The sequence below is a fragment of the Caldimonas sp. genome (genome assembly GCF_046289365.1).
Classification (GTDB): domain Bacteria; phylum Pseudomonadota; class Gammaproteobacteria; order Burkholderiales; family Burkholderiaceae_C; genus Caldimonas.
This window is the reverse complement of record NZ_JBKBVU010000064.1, coordinates 1-15,774: the sequence shown is the minus strand read 5'-3', so window position 1 is coordinate 15,774 and position 15,774 is coordinate 1. Positions and strand designations below refer to the sequence as shown.

Annotated in this window: 13 protein-coding genes, 3 tRNA genes and 1 pseudogene; 5 read left to right on the top strand and 12 right to left on the bottom strand. The window is 68.8% G+C overall.

Annotated elements, in window-relative coordinates:
• Nucleotides 1-533 (bottom strand): alanine--tRNA ligase-related protein (locus ACK42S_RS08580; protein ID WP_409705674.1); only part of this gene is annotated, 533 nt, incomplete at its 3' end.
• A 218-nt stretch (nucleotides 534-751) separates the two neighbouring features.
• Here ACK42S_RS08580 and ACK42S_RS08575 point away from each other — a divergent pair.
• Nucleotides 752-2,230: an NAD-dependent succinate-semialdehyde dehydrogenase gene (locus ACK42S_RS08575; RefSeq protein WP_409705671.1), complete on the top strand. Its 1,479-nt coding sequence runs from the start codon at nucleotides 752-754 to the stop codon at nucleotides 2,228-2,230.
• Nucleotides 2,231-2,275: 45 nt separating this feature from the next.
• Here the strand turns inward: ACK42S_RS08575 and ACK42S_RS08570 are convergent.
• The 6 genes from ACK42S_RS08570 to ACK42S_RS08545 all read right to left on the bottom strand — a co-directional run bounded on the left by ACK42S_RS08570 (nucleotide 2,276) and on the right by ACK42S_RS08545 (nucleotide 6,335).
• Nucleotides 2,276-2,349, bottom strand: a tRNA-Gly gene (locus ACK42S_RS08570).
• A gap of 74 nt (nucleotides 2,350-2,423) precedes the next feature.
• Nucleotides 2,424-2,499 (bottom strand) — tRNA-His (locus tag ACK42S_RS08565).
• A gap of 62 nt (nucleotides 2,500-2,561) precedes the next feature.
• The gene (locus ACK42S_RS08560) at nucleotides 2,562-4,436 is read right to left on the bottom strand and encodes a SurA N-terminal domain-containing protein (RefSeq protein WP_409705668.1); all 1,875 of its coding nucleotides are present in this window, start codon (nucleotides 4,434-4,436) and stop codon (nucleotides 2,562-2,564) included.
• A gap of 183 nt (nucleotides 4,437-4,619) precedes the next feature.
• Nucleotides 4,620-4,695, bottom strand: a tRNA-Val gene (locus ACK42S_RS08555).
• A gap of 15 nt (nucleotides 4,696-4,710) precedes the next feature.
• Nucleotides 4,711-4,983, bottom strand: a complete 273-nt coding sequence (locus tag ACK42S_RS08550; protein ID WP_104301907.1) for an HU family DNA-binding protein — start codon at nucleotides 4,981-4,983, stop codon at nucleotides 4,711-4,713.
• Between the two features lie 239 nt (nucleotides 4,984-5,222).
• Nucleotides 5,223-6,335 (bottom strand): tartrate dehydrogenase, encoded by a 1,113-nt coding sequence (locus ACK42S_RS08545; RefSeq protein ID WP_409705665.1) that lies wholly within the window; start codon nucleotides 6,333-6,335, stop codon nucleotides 5,223-5,225.
• Between the two features lie 134 nt (nucleotides 6,336-6,469).
• On the opposite strand from ACK42S_RS08545, the pseudogene ACK42S_RS08540 reads away from it, so the two are divergent.
• Nucleotides 6,470-7,297: pseudogene (locus tag ACK42S_RS08540) on the top strand (LysR family transcriptional regulator); the annotation flags it as partial.
• 56 nt (nucleotides 7,298-7,353) lie between these two features.
• Here the strand turns inward: ACK42S_RS08540 and ACK42S_RS08535 are convergent.
• The 4 genes from ACK42S_RS08535 to uvrC form a co-directional block, all read right to left on the bottom strand.
• Nucleotides 7,354-8,265 carry a DMT family transporter gene (locus ACK42S_RS08535; protein ID WP_409705662.1) on the bottom strand — a complete coding sequence of 304 codons (912 nt, stop codon included), beginning with the start codon at nucleotides 8,263-8,265 and terminating at the stop codon, nucleotides 7,354-7,356.
• Nucleotides 8,262-8,831, bottom strand: coding sequence for a CDP-diacylglycerol--glycerol-3-phosphate 3-phosphatidyltransferase (gene pgsA, locus ACK42S_RS08530; RefSeq protein WP_409705659.1), 570 nt, complete (start codon nucleotides 8,829-8,831; stop codon nucleotides 8,262-8,264). The genes ACK42S_RS08535 and pgsA overlap by 4 nt, the downstream gene beginning before the upstream one ends.
• Nucleotides 8,832-8,846: 15 nt before the next feature.
• Nucleotides 8,847-9,251: a hypothetical protein gene (locus ACK42S_RS08525; protein ID WP_409705656.1), complete on the bottom strand. Its 405-nt coding sequence runs from the start codon at nucleotides 9,249-9,251 to the stop codon at nucleotides 8,847-8,849.
• Nucleotides 9,252-9,375: 124 nt separating this feature from the next.
• On the bottom strand, nucleotides 9,376-11,319 hold the full coding sequence (gene uvrC / locus ACK42S_RS08520) for an excinuclease ABC subunit UvrC (RefSeq protein ID WP_409705653.1): 1,944 nt from the start codon (nucleotides 11,317-11,319) through the stop codon (nucleotides 9,376-9,378).
• Nucleotides 11,320-11,353: 34 nt separating this feature from the next.
• On the opposite strand from uvrC, the gene earP reads away from it, so the two are divergent.
• The 3 genes from earP (at nucleotide 11,354) to mnmC (ending at nucleotide 15,167) form a co-directional block, all read left to right on the top strand.
• A complete protein-coding gene (gene earP / locus ACK42S_RS08515; protein WP_409705650.1) occupies nucleotides 11,354-12,457 on the top strand; it encodes an elongation factor P maturation arginine rhamnosyltransferase EarP in 1,104 nt (367 codons plus the stop codon).
• A gap of 154 nt (nucleotides 12,458-12,611) precedes the next feature.
• Nucleotides 12,612-13,166, top strand: coding sequence for an elongation factor P (gene efp, locus ACK42S_RS08510; RefSeq protein ID WP_409658912.1), 555 nt, complete (start codon nucleotides 12,612-12,614; stop codon nucleotides 13,164-13,166).
• Between the two features lie 66 nt (nucleotides 13,167-13,232).
• On the top strand, nucleotides 13,233-15,167 hold the full coding sequence (gene mnmC / locus ACK42S_RS08505; RefSeq protein ID WP_409705647.1) for a bifunctional tRNA (5-methylaminomethyl-2-thiouridine)(34)-methyltransferase MnmD/FAD-dependent 5-carboxymethylaminomethyl-2-thiouridine(34) oxidoreductase MnmC: 1,935 nt from the start codon (nucleotides 13,233-13,235) through the stop codon (nucleotides 15,165-15,167).
• Here mnmC and ACK42S_RS08500 read toward each other — a convergent pair.
• A partial coding sequence (locus ACK42S_RS08500) for a serine hydrolase (RefSeq protein ID WP_409705644.1) occupies nucleotides 15,077-15,774 on the bottom strand: 698 nt, incomplete at its 5' end. The two genes, mnmC and ACK42S_RS08500, sit on opposite strands and share 91 nt — an antisense overlap.

Sequence of the window (15,774 nt, the reverse complement as noted above, 5' to 3'; positions counted from 1 at the left end):
CACGGGCCGCAGGGGCCGGTGTCGCCCATCATCCAGAAGTTGTCGGAGGCGTAGGGCGCGCCCTTGTTGTCGCCGATGCGGACGATGCGCTCGGCCGGCACGCCCACTTCCTTGTGCCAGATGTCGTAGGCCTCGTCGTCTTCGGCATACACCGTGACCCACAGCTTCGAGGCCGGCAGCTTGAAGTGCTCGGTCAGCAGCTCCCAGGCGTACTTGATCGCATCGCGCTTGAAGTAGTCGCCGAAGCTGAAGTTGCCCAGCATCTCGAAGAAGGTGTGGTGGCGCGCGGTGTAGCCCACGTTCTCGAGGTCGTTGTGCTTGCCGCCGGCGCGGATGCATTTCTGCGCCGTGGCCGCCCGCGTGTAGGGCCGCTTGTCGAAGCCGAGGAACACGTCCTTGAACTGGTTCATCCCGGCGTTGGTGAAGAGCAGCGTCGGGTCGTCACCGGGCACCACGGGGCTGGAGGCCACGATGGTGTGTCCCTTGGACTCGAAAAACTTCAGGAAGGTCTGGCGGATCTCGGCGGCTTTCATCCGGGGCTTTCTGGGCAAGGCAAGACGGCTCGCCAAGCGCATGGGCGGCGGCGCAGCCCGTAAATGCTTGATTTGGCGAAGTTTTCGATTATAGAAAGCCCGCTGTGCCCTTGTGCCGAGACGCCCCACCAGCCAGCGGTGGTCGCCCAGGTGTCAGCAGGGCCCGCAGCACCGGCCTATGATGGCCGCAACACCCATTCGTCCGAGGACATTCGCCCATGGATCCCACCACCTCCCCCCTGGCCGCCCTCAAGGACCCTGCCCTGTTCAAGACCGAGGCCCTGATCGACGGCCAGTGGGTGGCCGGCAGCGGGCGCTTTGCGGTCAGCGACCCCGCCACTGGCCGGCGCCTGGCCGAGGTGGCCAACCTGGGGGCATCCGAGACCGAGGCGGCCATTGCCGCCGCCCATGCCGCCTGGCCGGCCTGGCGGGCCCAGACGGCCAAGCAGCGCGCGGCCGTGCTGATGAAGTGGTTCCAGCTCCTGAACGAACACGCCGACGACCTGGCCCGCCTGATGACCGCCGAACAGGGCAAGCCCCTGGCCGAGGCCCGTGGCGAGGTGCTCTATGCCGCAAGCTTCGTGGAATGGTTCGCCGAGGAGGCCCGGCGCGTGTACGGCGAGACCATCCCCACCACCGATCCCACCAAGCGTTACCTGGTGATCAAGCAGCCCATCGGCGTGTGTGCAGCCATCACGCCCTGGAACTTCCCCATCGCGATGATCACCCGCAAGGTGGCCCCGGCCCTGGCCGCGGGGTGCCCGGTGGTGATCAAGCCGGCCGAGCAGACGCCGCTGTCGGCCCTGGCCGCCGCCGAACTGGCCCAGCGCGCGGGCATGCCGCCGGGGGTGCTGAACGTCGTCACCGGCGACAGCGCCCGCTCCATCGAGATCGGCAAGGTGCTGTGCGGCAGCGACGTGGTGCGCCACCTCTCCTTCACCGGCTCCACCGAAGTCGGGCGCATCCTGATGCAGCAATGCGCGCCCACCATCAAGAAGCTGTCATTGGAGCTGGGCGGCAATGCGCCCTTCATCGTCTTCGACGATGCGGATGTGGACAGTGCCGTGGAAGGCGCGATGGCCAGCAAGTACCGCAACGCGGGCCAAACCTGCGTGTGTGCCAACCGGCTGTACGTGCAGGACGGAATCTACGAGGCCTTCACCGCGAAGCTGGCCGAGAAGGTGCGCAGCCTCAAGGTGGGCAACGGCTTCGAGGCCGGCGTGCAACTGGGCCCGCTGATCGACGAGCCCGCCCTGGCCAAGGTGGAAGCCCACGTGGCCGACGCCACCGCCAAGGGCGCCCGCGTGCTGACCGGCGGCCGGCGCGTGGGCGAACGCTTCTTCGCTCCCACCGTGCTGGCCGACGTGACACCCGAGATGCTGTGTTCGCGCCAGGAGACCTTCGGCCCGGTGGCCCCGGTGTTGCGCTTCCAGACCGAAGACGAAGTGATCGCGCTGGCCAATGCCACGGAATTCGGGCTTGCGAGCTATTTCTACAGCCGAGACATCGGCCGCATCTTTCGCGTGGCCGAGGCGCTGGAGTACGGCATGGTGGGCATCAATACGGGGCTGATCTCGGTGGCCGAGGTGCCCTTCGGCGGCGTCAAGCAGTCGGGCTTGGGCCGCGAGGGCTCGCACCACGGCATGGACGACTACCTGGAGGTGAAGTACCTGTGCCTGGGCGATCTGCACAAGTAAGGTGTCGCCAAACGAAAGGGCCGCTCACGCGGCCCTGGGTCATTGTGGAGCGGGTGAAGGGAATCGAACCCTCGTATCAAGCTTGGGAAGCTGGCGTTCTACCATTGAACTACACCCGCATCGGATGCGCATTATAGAGAGCACATCGCGCCAAGGACAAAGGCCTCCGATCACTCGAAGGCCTTTGAATGTGTGGGGTGGCTGATGGGACTCGAACCCACGACGACCAGAATCACAATCTGGGACTCTACCAACTGAGCTACAGCCACCGCAGAGCCTGAAATTATATCCATGAAACGGCCGCCCCGTCCAGCCGGAGCGGCCGTGGTGCTCAGCGCGTGACGGTCTGGGTCTTGACCTTGAAGCGCTCCTTGAGCGAAGCGTAGTAGGCCTGGGCTTCGGCAGCGCCCCAGGCTTCGGTGTACTTCGCCTTGAGCTGCTCGCCTGCAGGCGAAGGATCGCGGCCCAGCACCTTGTTGATGCGCACGACCGCGTAGCCCTCGCTGCCCAGATCCACGCCCACCCAGGCCGGCAGGGGGTCGGCGGGGGCGGCCAGCGCGGCACGCAGCGCCTGCGGCGGCAGCCCGCCAGCCTCCAACCGTGACACCGCCTTGGGAGCCTCCAGGCTGGCCGACTCGGGAGCGGTCTTCCAGGCCTCCAGCTTGGCCTGGCCTTCCTGGCGCGCCAGCTCGGCGGCCTTGCGGGCCACGACACGCTCACGCACACGGTCGCGCACCTCCTCCAGCGGCAAGGTGCGTGCCGGCGAGTGCTCGACGATGCGGGCCGAGACGAGCCGGCCCGGCGCCACTTCGATGGCCTGGGTGTTGCGCTTGCCCGCGATGCTGTCGGCACTGAACAGGGCTTCGAGCAGGCGGGCATTGGCCAGCGGACCTTCGGCGCCGCTGGCGGGCTGGCGCTCGACACGCTCGGCCTTGCGCACCTGCAGCCCCAGTGCGTCGGCCGCAGGCTGGAGGCTGTCGGGCTGTTCGTAGACCAGGTTGCTGAACTGCTCGGCCACCTCGGCGAAGCGGGTCTGCGCGAGCTGGCTGCGCACGGCGTCCTCGATCTCGGCACGCACGGCCTCGAACGGCTTGCGCTCTCCGCCACGCACCTCGGTCAGGCGGATGATGTGGATGCCGAAGTCCGTCTCGACCAGATCGCTGATCTGGCCGGGCTTGAGCGCGTAGACGGCGTCCTCGAAGGGCTTGACCATGGCGCCGCGGCCGAAGAAGCCGAGGTCGCCCCCCTGCGCGGCCGAACCCGGGTCCTGGGAATGCTGGCGCGCCAGCTCGGCGAAAGCTTCGGGCCGGGCCTTGAGCTGGTCGAGCAGTTGCTGGGCCTTGGCGCGGGCCTGCTCGCGCTGGCCGGCCTCGGCCTGGATGAGGATGTGACTGGCGCGACGCTCTTCGGGCGTGGCGTAGCGCGAGGCGTTTTGCTCGTAGTACTTGCGCAGGTCATCGGTCGAGATGTTCAGCCCTTTCTTGACCGATTCGATGTCGAGCACAAGGTATTCGACCGAGGCCTGCTCACGCGACTGGAACTGCGAGGCATGGGCCGGGTCGTTGTAGTAAGCAGTCAGCTCCTCGTCGGTGGGCTCGACGCGCCCGGTGAAGTCCTTGGCGGCAAAGAGCTTCCACTGCACCTCGCGCGACTGCAAGAAGGCATCGAGGGCCTGGTCACGCACGGTGCGTCCGGCCACGGCGCTGCCGGCCACAGGGCCCATCACCTGGCGCAGCGAGAGGTCGCGGCGCAGGCTCTCGGCGAACTGCTCAGAACTCATGCCCTGGGCACTCAGGATGTCCTGGTTCACCGTGCCGTCGGGCCGGCGCAGGAACTCGAACTGAGGATCGGTCCGGAAGATGCGGCGCACCCGCTCGTCACCCGTGACCAGATGCTGCTTGTCGGCGGCCAGGGCCAGCACACGCTCGCGCACCAGCGAGTCCAGGGTGCTCTGCTTCATCGCAGGGGTGTCGAGCATCGCGATGTCCACGCCGGGCATTTGCTGACGCACACGCTCGATCGAGCGGCGATGCGCTTCATCGAGCTCGGCCTGTGTGATCTCCAGGTTGCCCACATGGGCCACGACCTGGCGACCCTCGCGGAATTGCGTGTAGCCGTCCAGCCCGAAGAAGACGAAGGACGGGATGATCAGCAGCAACAACACCAGAAACAGGATGCGCGAGTTGTTGCGGATGGCGTCGAACATCGGACAGACCTCTTGAGTGGGCGGCAGGCCGGCCGCCAAAGGATGAACCGCCTTCAAAGACAACAAAGGCGAACCGCGGTTCGCCTTGGAGTCCTGTCGGTGGGTCCGGGGCCGCGCATCAGGATGTCACGGCACGCAAGCCGCGCATTTTAGCGCAGCCCCGCAGTGGCAACGCAGGGCCCGTGGTGGGTGCTGAGGGGTTCGAACCCCCGACCTACGCCTTGTAAGGGCGCCGCTCTACCCGCTGAGCTAAGCACCCGGGCCGACGCGCCGGTCAGTTCAGCGCGTCCTTCAGGGCTTTGCCCGGACGGAACTTCGGCACCTTGGCCGCCTTGATCTTGATGGTGGCACCGGTGCGCGGGTTGCGGCCACTGCGCGCGGCGCGCTTGCCCACGGCAAAGGTGCCAAAGCCCACCAGCGAGACGGTGCCGCCCTTTTTCAGGGTGGTCCGCACGCCGCCGATCATGGCCTCCAGGGCGCGGCTGGCAGCGGCCTTGGAGATGTCGGCTTGCTTGGCGATGTGCTCGATGAGTTCAGTCTTGTTCACGAAAACCCCCTCTCAAGGTGTCTCACACAAAAGATATGAATCCCGGCGCCGCGATTGCGCATGACGCTGTGATGGTGGATTGGGCGGCTGGCGAAGCTGCGCGACCATTACAGCCACGGCCCTCGACAGTGTCAAGGGCGGATGCGGATTCTATGCGCTTTGCCGTTGTTTCATGAGTGAAAGATCCGCGTGAAATCTCGTCTTGACAGGGGGTTGTGCGCCCTTCGCCCGCGGTGCGGTCAGCCCCCGCTGAGGGCCTGTGCCACCGCGCGGCCGAGGTCCTGGGTGCGGGCCGTCCCCCCGAGGTCAGGGGTGCGCGGTGCGCCGCTGGAAGGCTCGAGCACCTGCTCGATGGCCGCCAGGATCGCATCGTGCGCCGGCCGATGGCCGAGGAAATCGAGCATCATCGCGGCCGACCAGATCTGCCCGATGGGATTGGCGATGTGACGCCCGGCAATGTCCGGGGCCGAACCGTGCACCGGCTCGAACAGCGAGGGAAAGCGCCGTTCCGGATTGAGGTTGGCCGAAGGCGCAATGCCGATCGTGCCGGTGCAGGCGGGCCCCAGGTCGCTCAGGATGTCGCCAAAGAGGTTGCTGGCCACCACCACGTCGAAATGCTCGGGCCGCTGCACGAAATGGGCCGTCAGGATGTCGATGTGGAACTTGTCCACGCTCACCCCGGGATACTGCCTGCTCATGGCCTCGACCCGTTCGTCCCAGTAGGGCATCGTGATGGCGATGCCGTTGGACTTGGTGGCCGAGGTCAGCCTGCGGCGCGGGCGCGACTGCGCCAGCTCGAAGGCGAACTTGAGCACGCGGTCCACGCCGATGCGGCTCATCACGGTTTCCTGGATGACGATCTCGCGCTCGGTGCCTTCGTACATGCGCCCGCCCACCGAGGAGTATTCGCCTTCGGTGTTCTCGCGCACGATCATCATGTCGATCTCGCCGGCAGCGCGCGGCTGGCCGTCGCGGCGCACCAGCGGAGAGCGGATGCCGGGCATCAGCCGGGCCGGGCGCAGGTTGATGTACTGGTCGAACTCCCGGCGGAACTTCAGCAGCGAGCCCCACAGCGAGACGTGGTCGGGGATCTTCTGGGGCCAGCCCACCGCACCGAAGAAGATCGCGTCGTGCCCGCCGATGCGGTCCTTCCAGTCGTCGGGCAGCATCTTGCCGTGGCGCTCGTAGTAGTCCCAGCTCGCAAAGTCGAACTCGTCCACCTCCAGCGCGATGCCGAACCGGCGTGCGGCGGCGTCGAGCACGCGCAGGCCCTCGGGCATCACTTCCTTGCCGATGCCGTCACCGGCGATCGCTGCGATGCGCAGCTTGCCCGGGGTGTTCGAAACGCTCATGCCATCCTCCTTCAGTCCGACAGCCCACCGGGACGGCGGGTCGATGAGGAGGATTCTGGGTCTGACCTCGGTCTTCGACAAGCAATGATCTGGCAAGATATTCCTTCCATCATGGAAGGAATGGAGCCCCCCCGATGATCGAACGCCGGGATCTGCAACTGGTGCTGGCCGTGGCCGACCAGGGCAGCCTGGCTGCCGCGGCGCGTGCGCTGGACATGGAACCGCCCGCCGTGACCAAGCGGCTGGCGGCGCTGGAGTCGCGCCTGGGCCTGCGGCTGTTCCACCGCACCACCCGCCGCCTGGCCCTCACCGACGAAGGTGAAGTGTTCTGTGCCCGGGCGCGCGAGCTGCAGGCCGGGCTGGCCGAGCTGGAATCGGAGCTGCAAGAGCGTGTGGGCGAACCGCGCGGACTCATCCGCCTGGTCAGCACCCTGGGCTTCGGACGGCGCTGGGTGGCCCCTGCGCTGGCCGATTTCCAGGCGCGGTATCCCGCGGTGGATGTCCAGCTTCATCTGATGGAGCAATGGCCGGACCTGGCCACCGGCAGCTTCGATGCGGCCGTGTGGCTGTGGCGTCCGCCCGAGGCCGGCGTGGTGCTGCGCCGGCTGGCCGGCAACCGGCGCATCGTCGTGGGCTCACCCGACTACCTGCGCCGGCACGGCACACCGCGGCAGCCGGCCGATCTGGCCCAGCACCATTGTCTCGTGGTGCGTGAGCACGACAGCCGCTATGCCACCTGGCGCCTGACGGCGCTGGACCGGCGCAGGCGCCCCATCGAGGTGGCCGTTCGCGTGAGCGGGCCGCTGTCGAGCAATTCAGGCGAGGTGGTGCGCGACTGGGCGCTGGCCGGCCGCGGCCTGATGCTGCGCTCGCTGTGGGACGTGCACGAGGCCCTGGCCGACGGCCGGCTCGTGCAGGTGCTGCCTGACTACGCCATGCTCGACGCCGACGTGCACTGGGTGGCCCGGCCGCGCTCGCCCGGCGCCCCGCTGCCCTGGCGGCTGCGCCTGCTGCAGGATCACCTGGCCCGCTGGCTCGCCGATCCGCCGTGGCTGCGCACGACCAGCCACACCCCCCAGGCCACGACGGCCATGCCGGCCAGCGCCAGCACGGTGAGCGTCTCGCCGAAGAGCCACCAGGCCATCAAGGCGGTGCACGGCGGCACGAGGTAGAGCAGGCTCGTGAAGGACGTGGCCGCACCGCGCTGGATCAGCAGGTACATCAGCGAGTTGCCGCCCAGGGTGAGCACCAGCACCGACCAGGCCATCGCGCCAATGAAGTGCGGATGCAGCACGATCGGCTCAGCTTCCAGCCAGGCCAAGGGCGCCGACACGGCCAGCGCAGCCATCAGTTGCACGGCATTGCCGGTGCGCGGGTCGCCGCCCTGCACGTGGCGCTTCTGGTAGAGCGTGCCCGCGGTGATGGCCAGCAGCGCCCCCAAGGCCAGCGCCAGGCTCACCGGGCCGACCTCGCCCTGGCCGAGCTTGTCCCACACTACCATCACGAGCCCCACAAACCCGAGGACCAGGCCGGCCCACTGACGCGGGCTCACACGGCCTTCGCCGAGCCGGTCGACCGCGCTCACCCACACGGCGGTGAGCACGGGCTGCAATCCCACGATCAGCGCCACCAGGCCCGCCCCCATGCCGGCCTTGACGGCCGCCCACACGCCACCAAGATAGCCGGCGTGCAGCAGCACGCCCACCACGGCCAGGTGGCCCCATTGCGCACGGGTGGAGGGCCAACGCGCGCCCGCCCAGCGGGCCCAGATCACCAGACCCAGCACCGAGAAGGCAAATCGCCAAGCCAGGAAACTCATCGGCGGCGCATGCGGCATGCCAAAGCGCGCCACCACGAAGCCCGTGCTCCAGATGAGCACGAACATCCAGGGCATGGCCCGCAGCCACGCGCCCTCGCCGGGGCGGGTCATCGGGACTTCGCGCGGATTTCGGGCAGCGCCTTCTGCAGGTAGTAGACCATGGACCAGATGGTCAGGATCGCGGCCACGTAGATCAGGCCCGTGCCCCACAGCCGGGTGTCGATCACGCGCAGGATCACACCGTCATAGAGCAGGAAGGGGATGGCCACCATCTGGGTGCCTGTCTTGAGCTTGCCCAGCATGTGCACGGCCACGCTGCGCGAGGCCCCGATGCTGGCCATCCACTCGCGCAGCGCCGAGATGGCGATCTCGCGGCCAACGATGACCAGCGCGATCAGCGCCCCCACCCGGTCCAGTTCGACCAGCACCAGCAAGGAAGCGCACACCAGGAACTTGTCGGCCACCGGGTCGAGGAAGGCCCCGAAGGCCGAGGTCTGGTTGAGCCGGCGCGCCAGCCAGCCGTCGGCCCAGTCGGTGAGCGCAAAGATGATGAACAGCACCGCGGCGGCCAGGTTGCGCGTGGCCACGTCCAGCGAGGGCAGGTAGAACACCCCCACGATGAGCGGAATGGCCACGATGCGGGCCCAGGTCAACAGGGTGGGGAGATTGAAGAACATGGGCGCGATTGTGGCTCAGTCCAGCGTGCGGGGTTTGAAGCGCCGATCGTCGCGGAACAGAAAGGTCTCGGTCAGCCGCCAGGGGCGTGGCAGATGCGCCACGCTGCCGAACGGCGCCGCACGGCGCACGGCATCGATGGCCATCTGGGTGGTGTCGCGCGCCTGCCCGGGATAGCGCAGCACCTCGATGCGTCGCACGCTGCCGTCGGCGTGGAGGTCGATGGCCAGCACAGGGATGGCCAACAGCACATCGGGTGGCCGGTCGAGGTAGACGCCTTGTGCATTGGCCGACACGATGCGCCGCGCGGCACGCAGCCGGTATTCGTCCCAGTTGCGCGCGCGGGTCTCCACCGGCACCGGTGCGGCCGGGTCCACCGGACGGGCCTCGGGCACCGCCGGCGCCGCAGGGGGCGCCGGCACCCTCGGCGACGGGGAGCACCCCAGCAGCGCGGCACAGGCAGCCAGCGCTGCGGTCCACGGGTGCGGTCGGCGGTGTGGGCTAGGCCTCATGCAGTTTCTCCTGGCGACGGGTGTCACGGCGGCTTCAATGCAGCGCCTTGTAGATCTCTTCGGCCAGTTCGCGCGAGATGCCGTCCACCGTGGCCAGATCGTCCACGCTGGCCTGGGCCACGCCGCGCAGGCCGCCGAAGCGTTGCAGCAGTCTAGCCCGCTTCTTGGGCCCCACGCCGGGGATGTCCTCGAGCTTGGATCCGCCCGTGCGCACCGAGGCACGCCGTGCGCGCATGCCGGTGATGGCGAAGCGGTGGGCCTCGTCCCGGATCTGAGCCACCAGCATCAGCGCCGCCGAATCCCGTCCCAGAGCGATCTTCTCGCGCCCATCGGCAAAGACGAGTTCCTCCAGGCCCACCTTGCGGCCCTCCCCTTTCTCGACCCCCACGATCAGCCCGAGGTCCAGGCCCAGTTCCTCGAAGACCTCGCGCGCCATAGCCACCTGGCCCCGCCCACCGTCGACCAGCACGAGGTCGGGCAGCCGCGCCTCGCCCTTGCCCGCCGCTTCGGCCAGCTTGGCATAGCGGCGCGTGAGCACCTGGCGCATCGCGGCATAGTCGTCGCCGGGGGTGATGCCCTCGATGTTGTAGCGCCGATACTGGGCGTTCTGCATCTTGTGGTTCTCGAACACCACGCAGGCCGCCTGGGTGGCCTCGCCGGCGGTGTGGCTGATGTCGAAACATTCGATGCGGAAGCGGTCCAGATCCTCGGGGCTGAGGTCCAGTGCCTCCACCAGCGCCCGGGTGCGCGCCTGCTGCGAACCCTCCTCGGCCAGCAGCCGCGCCAGCGCCAGCTCGGCGCCCTTGACGGCCATCTCCAGCCACGCGCGGCGCTGCTCGCGCGGCTGGTGCACGGCGTTGATCCTCATGCCGGCCTGTACCGACAGCGCCTCCAGCAGCGCCTTGTCCACCGGGTGGCTTACCACGAGAAGGGGCGGTACGCCTCCGTCCAGGTAGTGCTGGGCGATGAAGGCCTCCAGCACCTGGGCCTCCACCGACGGGCGTTCGCCAACCTCCTGCACCTCGTCCTCGTCCACCGCCACGCCCGTCGCCTCGTCGACGTGGGTGGGGAAATAGGCCCGGTCGCCCAGATGGCGGCCGCCGCGCACCATCGCCAGGTTCACGCAGGCGCGCCCGCCCTGCACCTTCACGGCCAGGATGTCGGCATCGCGGTCGCTGCCGGTGTCCACGGCCTGCTGATGCAGCACGCGCGACAAGGCCCCGAGCTGGTTGCGGATCTCGGCCGCCTGCTCGAACTCCAGCTTCTGCGCATGCGCCATCATCTGGGCCTGCAAGGTGTCCATCACCTCCTGCTGCTCGCCCAGCAGGAAGCGCTCGGCATGGGCCACGTCGCGGGCGTAGTCCTGCGGGCTGATCAGGCCGACGCAGGGGCCCGAGCAGCGCTTGATCTGATAGAGCAGGCAGGGCCGGGTGCGGTGGTTGAATACCGTGTCCTCGCAGGTGCGCAGGCGGAAGACCTTCTGCAGCCACTGGATCGACTCCTTCACCGCCCAGGCGCTCGGATAGGGCCCGAAATAGCGGTGCTTCTTGTCCACCGCCCCGCGGTAGTACGCCAGGCGCGGAAAAGCGTGTGAGGCGATCTTCAGGTAGGGGTAGCTCTTGTCGTCGCGGAACAGGATGTTGAACCGCGGGTGCAGCGTCTTGATGAGGTTGTTCTCGAGCAGCAGGGCCTCGGCCTCGCTGCGCACCACGGTCGTCTCCAGGCGCGCGATGCGCGAGACCATGTGGCCGATGCGCGTGCCGCCATGGTTCTTCTGGAAGTAGCTGGACACCCGCTTCTTCAAGTTGCGCGCCTTGCCCACGTAGAGCACGGTGCCCTGGGCGTCGAAATAGCGGTAGACCCCGGGCAGCCCCGGCAGGGCGGCCACTTCAGCCAGCAGGCGCTGGCGCTGCGCATCCGACGGTTCGGGAGCAGGTGGCGTCTTCGGGCTCTGATCGGCGCTCACATCGGAACTCATGGCCGCGATTGTGCCGCCCGCCACAATGCGGGGTATGCGCTGGGATCTTTTTTGCCGGGTCATCGACAACTATGGCGACATCGGAGTGTGCTGGCGGCTGGCAGCCGACTTGGCCGGCCGCGGGCAGGTCGTGCGGTTGTGGGTCGACGACCCCACCGCCCTGGGCTGGATGGCCCCGCAGGGCTGTCAGGGCGTCGAGGTGCGCCCGTGGCGCGAGCACTGGGACCCGGTGGAGCCCGCCGAGGTGGTGGTCGAGGCCTTCGGATGCGATCCGCCCGACCCGTACATCGAGTGCATGGCCAAGCGCAGCCCCCCGCCGGTGTGGATCAACCTCGAGTACCTCAGCGCCGAGGACTATGTCGAGCGTTGTCATGGCCTGCCTTCGCCGCGCTGGCACTCGCCCGGCGTGGGGCTGGTCAAGCGGTTCTTCTACCCGGGATTCACCCCCCGCACCGGCGGCTTGCTGCGCGAGCCGGGATTGCTGGCGCGCCGGGCGGCCTTCGACGGCCTGGCCTGGCTGGCCCGGCAGGGGCTGACCCCGCGTGCGCACGAACGGGTGGTCTCGCTGTTCTGTTACGACAACCCTCGCCTGAGCGTCTGGCTCGAAGGCCTGGCCGAGCGCCCGACGCTGCTGCTGGTCACGCCTGGACAGGCCGCCCGTCAAGTCGCCGCCCTGCTGGGACGCCGCCCGCGCGAGGGCGACACCGAGGGGGTGGGAGCGCTGCGTCTGCACTGGCTGCCCCCCTTGACCCAGACGGAGTTCGACCACCTGCTGTGGGCCTGCGACCTGAACGTCGTGCGCGGCGAGGATTCCTTCGTGCGGGCCCAGTGGGCGGCCAGGCCCTTCCTCTGGCACATCTACCCTCAGGGCGACGGGGCCCATGCCACCAAGCTAGAGGCCTTCCTCGACCGCTACCTGGAAGGTGTGGCGCCCGACACCGCCCAAGCCCTGAGGGCGTTGTGGCGAGCCTGGAATGGGCTGTCGGGCGACCTGCGCTCGCTGCGTCCGTCGGCCTGGCCCGAGCCAACCGCCTGGCGCGCCCATGCCGGGCGCTGGTGTGAGGCCCTGGCCGGGCAGGTGGACTTGTGCACCCAGTTGCTGGATCTGGCACAAACTCTGAGGGCGCGCTCAGGGTAGAATGGGGGGCTTTGCGGTATCCGGGTGCCACGCCTTGCGCGTGATCGATCGGCCAAGAACGAGGCAAGAGGCGCCAGCCCCTTCGAACCCGGCCGTGTTGGCACCCCGAAGATTCCCACCCGAGACCAGGACCGACCCCCAAGAGGGATTCACCATGAAGATTGCACAGGAAATCCGCGCCGGCAACGTGATCATGCAGGGCAAGGACCCGATGGTCGTGCTCAAGACCGAATACAGCCGCGGTGGCCGCAACGCCGCCACCGTGCGCATGAAGCTCAAGAACCTGCTGAACAACTCCGGCACCGAAGTCGTCTTCAAGGCCGACGACAAGATGGACCAGATCATCCTCGACAAGAAGGAGTGCACCTACTCCTACTTCGCGGACCCGATGTATGTGTTCATGGACACCGAGTACAACCAGTACGAGGTGGAGGCCGAGAACATGGGCGATGCCATCCATTACCTGGAAGACGGCATGGAGGTCGAGGTGGTGTTCTACGAAGGCAAGGCCATTTCGGTGGAACTGCCCACCACCGTGGTGCGCGAAGTCACCTGGACCGAGCCGGCCGTCAAGGGCGACACCTCCGGCAAGGTGCTCAAGCCGGCCAAGATCGCCACGGGTTTCGAGATCCAGGTGCCCATCTTCGTGAACCAGGGCGACAAGATCGAAATCGACACCCGCACGCACGAATACCGCAAGCGGGTCTGAGCATCGCGTGACCGCATGAAGAGCCGGCCCGGGGCCGGCTTTTTTCTTGATACACACTGCGTGCGCATGAACACCCAACCCATCCGGCCCGCCGTCGTCGAGCTCCGTGATGGGGTGCCGTTTGCGCCGGCGTTTGGCGACGTCTATCACGCACGCGCCGGCGCGCTGGCGCAGGCCGCCCACGTGTTCCTGAACGGCAACGGCCTGCCGCGGCGCTGGGCCGGGCGCACCGATTTCACCATCGTGGAGACGGGTTTCGGGCTGGGCAACAACTTCCTTGCCACCTGGGCGGCCTGGCGTGCCGACGCCCAGCGCTGCGAACGCCTGCACTTCATCTCGATCGAGAAACATCCCCTCACCCGCGACGACCTGGCGCGCGTGCTCGCCGGCCATCCGCTGGGCGACCTGGCAGCGCGACTGCTGGCGCAATGGCCGCCGCTCACACCGAACCTGCACCGTCTGGACTTCGAAGACGCTCGGGTGCGGCTCACGCTGGCCTTCGGGGAAGCGGCGGCTCTGCTGCCCGAATTGCGGCTGCGCGCCGATGCCTTCTATCTCGACGGCTTCGCTCCCGATCGCAACCCCGAGATGTGGAGCGAGCGGCTGATGGCCGGACTGGGACGCCTGGCCGCCAGTGGGGCCACCGCAGCCACCTGGAGCGCTGCGCGCGCCGTGCGCGATGGCCTGTCGCTGGCGGGCTTCGAGGTGGAACGTGTGCCAGGCTTCGGCGGCAAACGCGAGATGACGGTGGCGCGATTTGCCCCCCGGCACTCGGCGCCGCCGCCTGCGGCCGACATGCCGACTCCGGTTCGTGACCGTCATGCGGTGGTGCTGGGGGCGGGGCTGGCCGGCGCCAGCGTGGCCCACGCGCTGGCCACCCTGGGCTGGAGTTGCGAACTCATCGACCGCCACCCCCGACCGGCCGAGGGCGCCTCCGGCAATCCCGCAGGGCTCTTCCACGGCATCGTTCTGCCCGATGACGGAGCTCACGCGCGGCTGCACCGTGCCGCCGCGTTGTGCCTGCAGCAGGGGCTGCTGCGGCTGCGCGAGCGCCACCCCTTGGTCGGCGGCTTCGAGGGCCTGCTGCGCGCCGACGACGCACCGGCGGCCTCGATGCAGGCCCTGCTGGCCCGCCAGGGCCTGCCGCCCGACTATGTGCAGGTCCTGGAAGCGGCCCAGGCCGAGGCCCGGAGCGGCCTGCCGCTGGGTCGGCCGGCCTGGTTCTTCCCGGGCGGAGGGTGGCTGCGGCCGGCCGACCTGGTGCAGGCCCTGTTGGCCGAGGCGGGTGAGGCCGTGCGCTGGCGCGGCATGCTGGAGATCCGCGCGCTGGAGCATCGGGCCGACGGCTGGACGCTGATCGATGCGGCCGGCCGCGTGGCGGCCCGCGCCGAGGTCGTCGTGCTGGCCAATGCCTTCGAGGCCGCCTCGCTGGTCCCCGGCTTTGCCTGGCCCCTGCAGCGGGTACGCGGCCAGGTCACCCGACTGCCGGCCACCCTACCCGGCCTGGTGCTGCCGCGTGTGCCCGTGGCCGCCGGCGGCTATCTGCTGCCCGCGCATGAGGGACTGTCGCTGTGCGGCGCCACCAGTCAGCCCGGCGATGACGACCCCACGGTGCGCGCCAGCGACCACCAGCACAACCTGGCCCGGCTGGCGCGGCTGGGCGTGGCGCCGCCGGCGGCCGATCCGGCCATGCTGGAAGGCCGGGTCGGCTGGCGCGCCGTGACACCCGACCGCCTGCCGCTGATCGGCCCCTTGCCGGACCTGGCCGCGCTGCCCGCCCTTGGCCACCGCGCCGGCCAGCCCCGCCACCTGCCGCGCCTGCCCGGGCTGTACGCCTGCACCGGGCTGGGCTCGCGGGGGATCACCTGGTCGCTGCTGGCCGGAGAAATCACGGCGGCCTGGATCACGGGTCAACCGTGCCCGGTCGAGGGCGGCCTGCGCGATGCGGTGGATGTGGGGCGCTTCCTCAGTCGCGCCGCGAGGCAGCGACGCCGCCCCTGATCACGCGCGGGAGGACGTGGCCGCTTCCAGGTCCTGGCGCCGGCACTGACGAAGCCGCCCACGGCCCAGGCCGTGCCACCGCTGGCCGCACCGCGGCCTTCGGCCGGCGGCACCCTGCGCGCCCACCACAGCGTGGCCAACCGCAACACGGTCAGAAAGGCAAAGGCCGCGCGGAAGCCGGCCAGATCGATCAGCGCGCCCGACACGAACGGGCCGATGAAACTGGACACCGCCGGCCCGATGGCCAACCAACTGAACACGCGCCGCACGGTGTCCCAGTCGTCCTCACCCGGTTCGCGCAACTCGACCGGCAGGATTTCGATATCCACTTCCTCGCTGGCATAGGGCGACAAGTGCTCCAGATAATCGAGCCCGAGCTGCTGCCAGGGAACCGCGCCACCCATGTCGATGGATCCGATCTCCGACAGCCGGGCGACCGTGAGGGCGGTGACCAGCTTGCCCACGCTGGCGATCACCATCGGGGTGGCGGTCGAGAGCGGATTGCCGCCGCGATCCAACCCGTGCGCCCGCTGCAGCACCGGCGCGCCGTCGCGCCACACGCTGAGCGCGGCTGCGGCGTTGCCACGGACCAGATCGTCGAACGTCG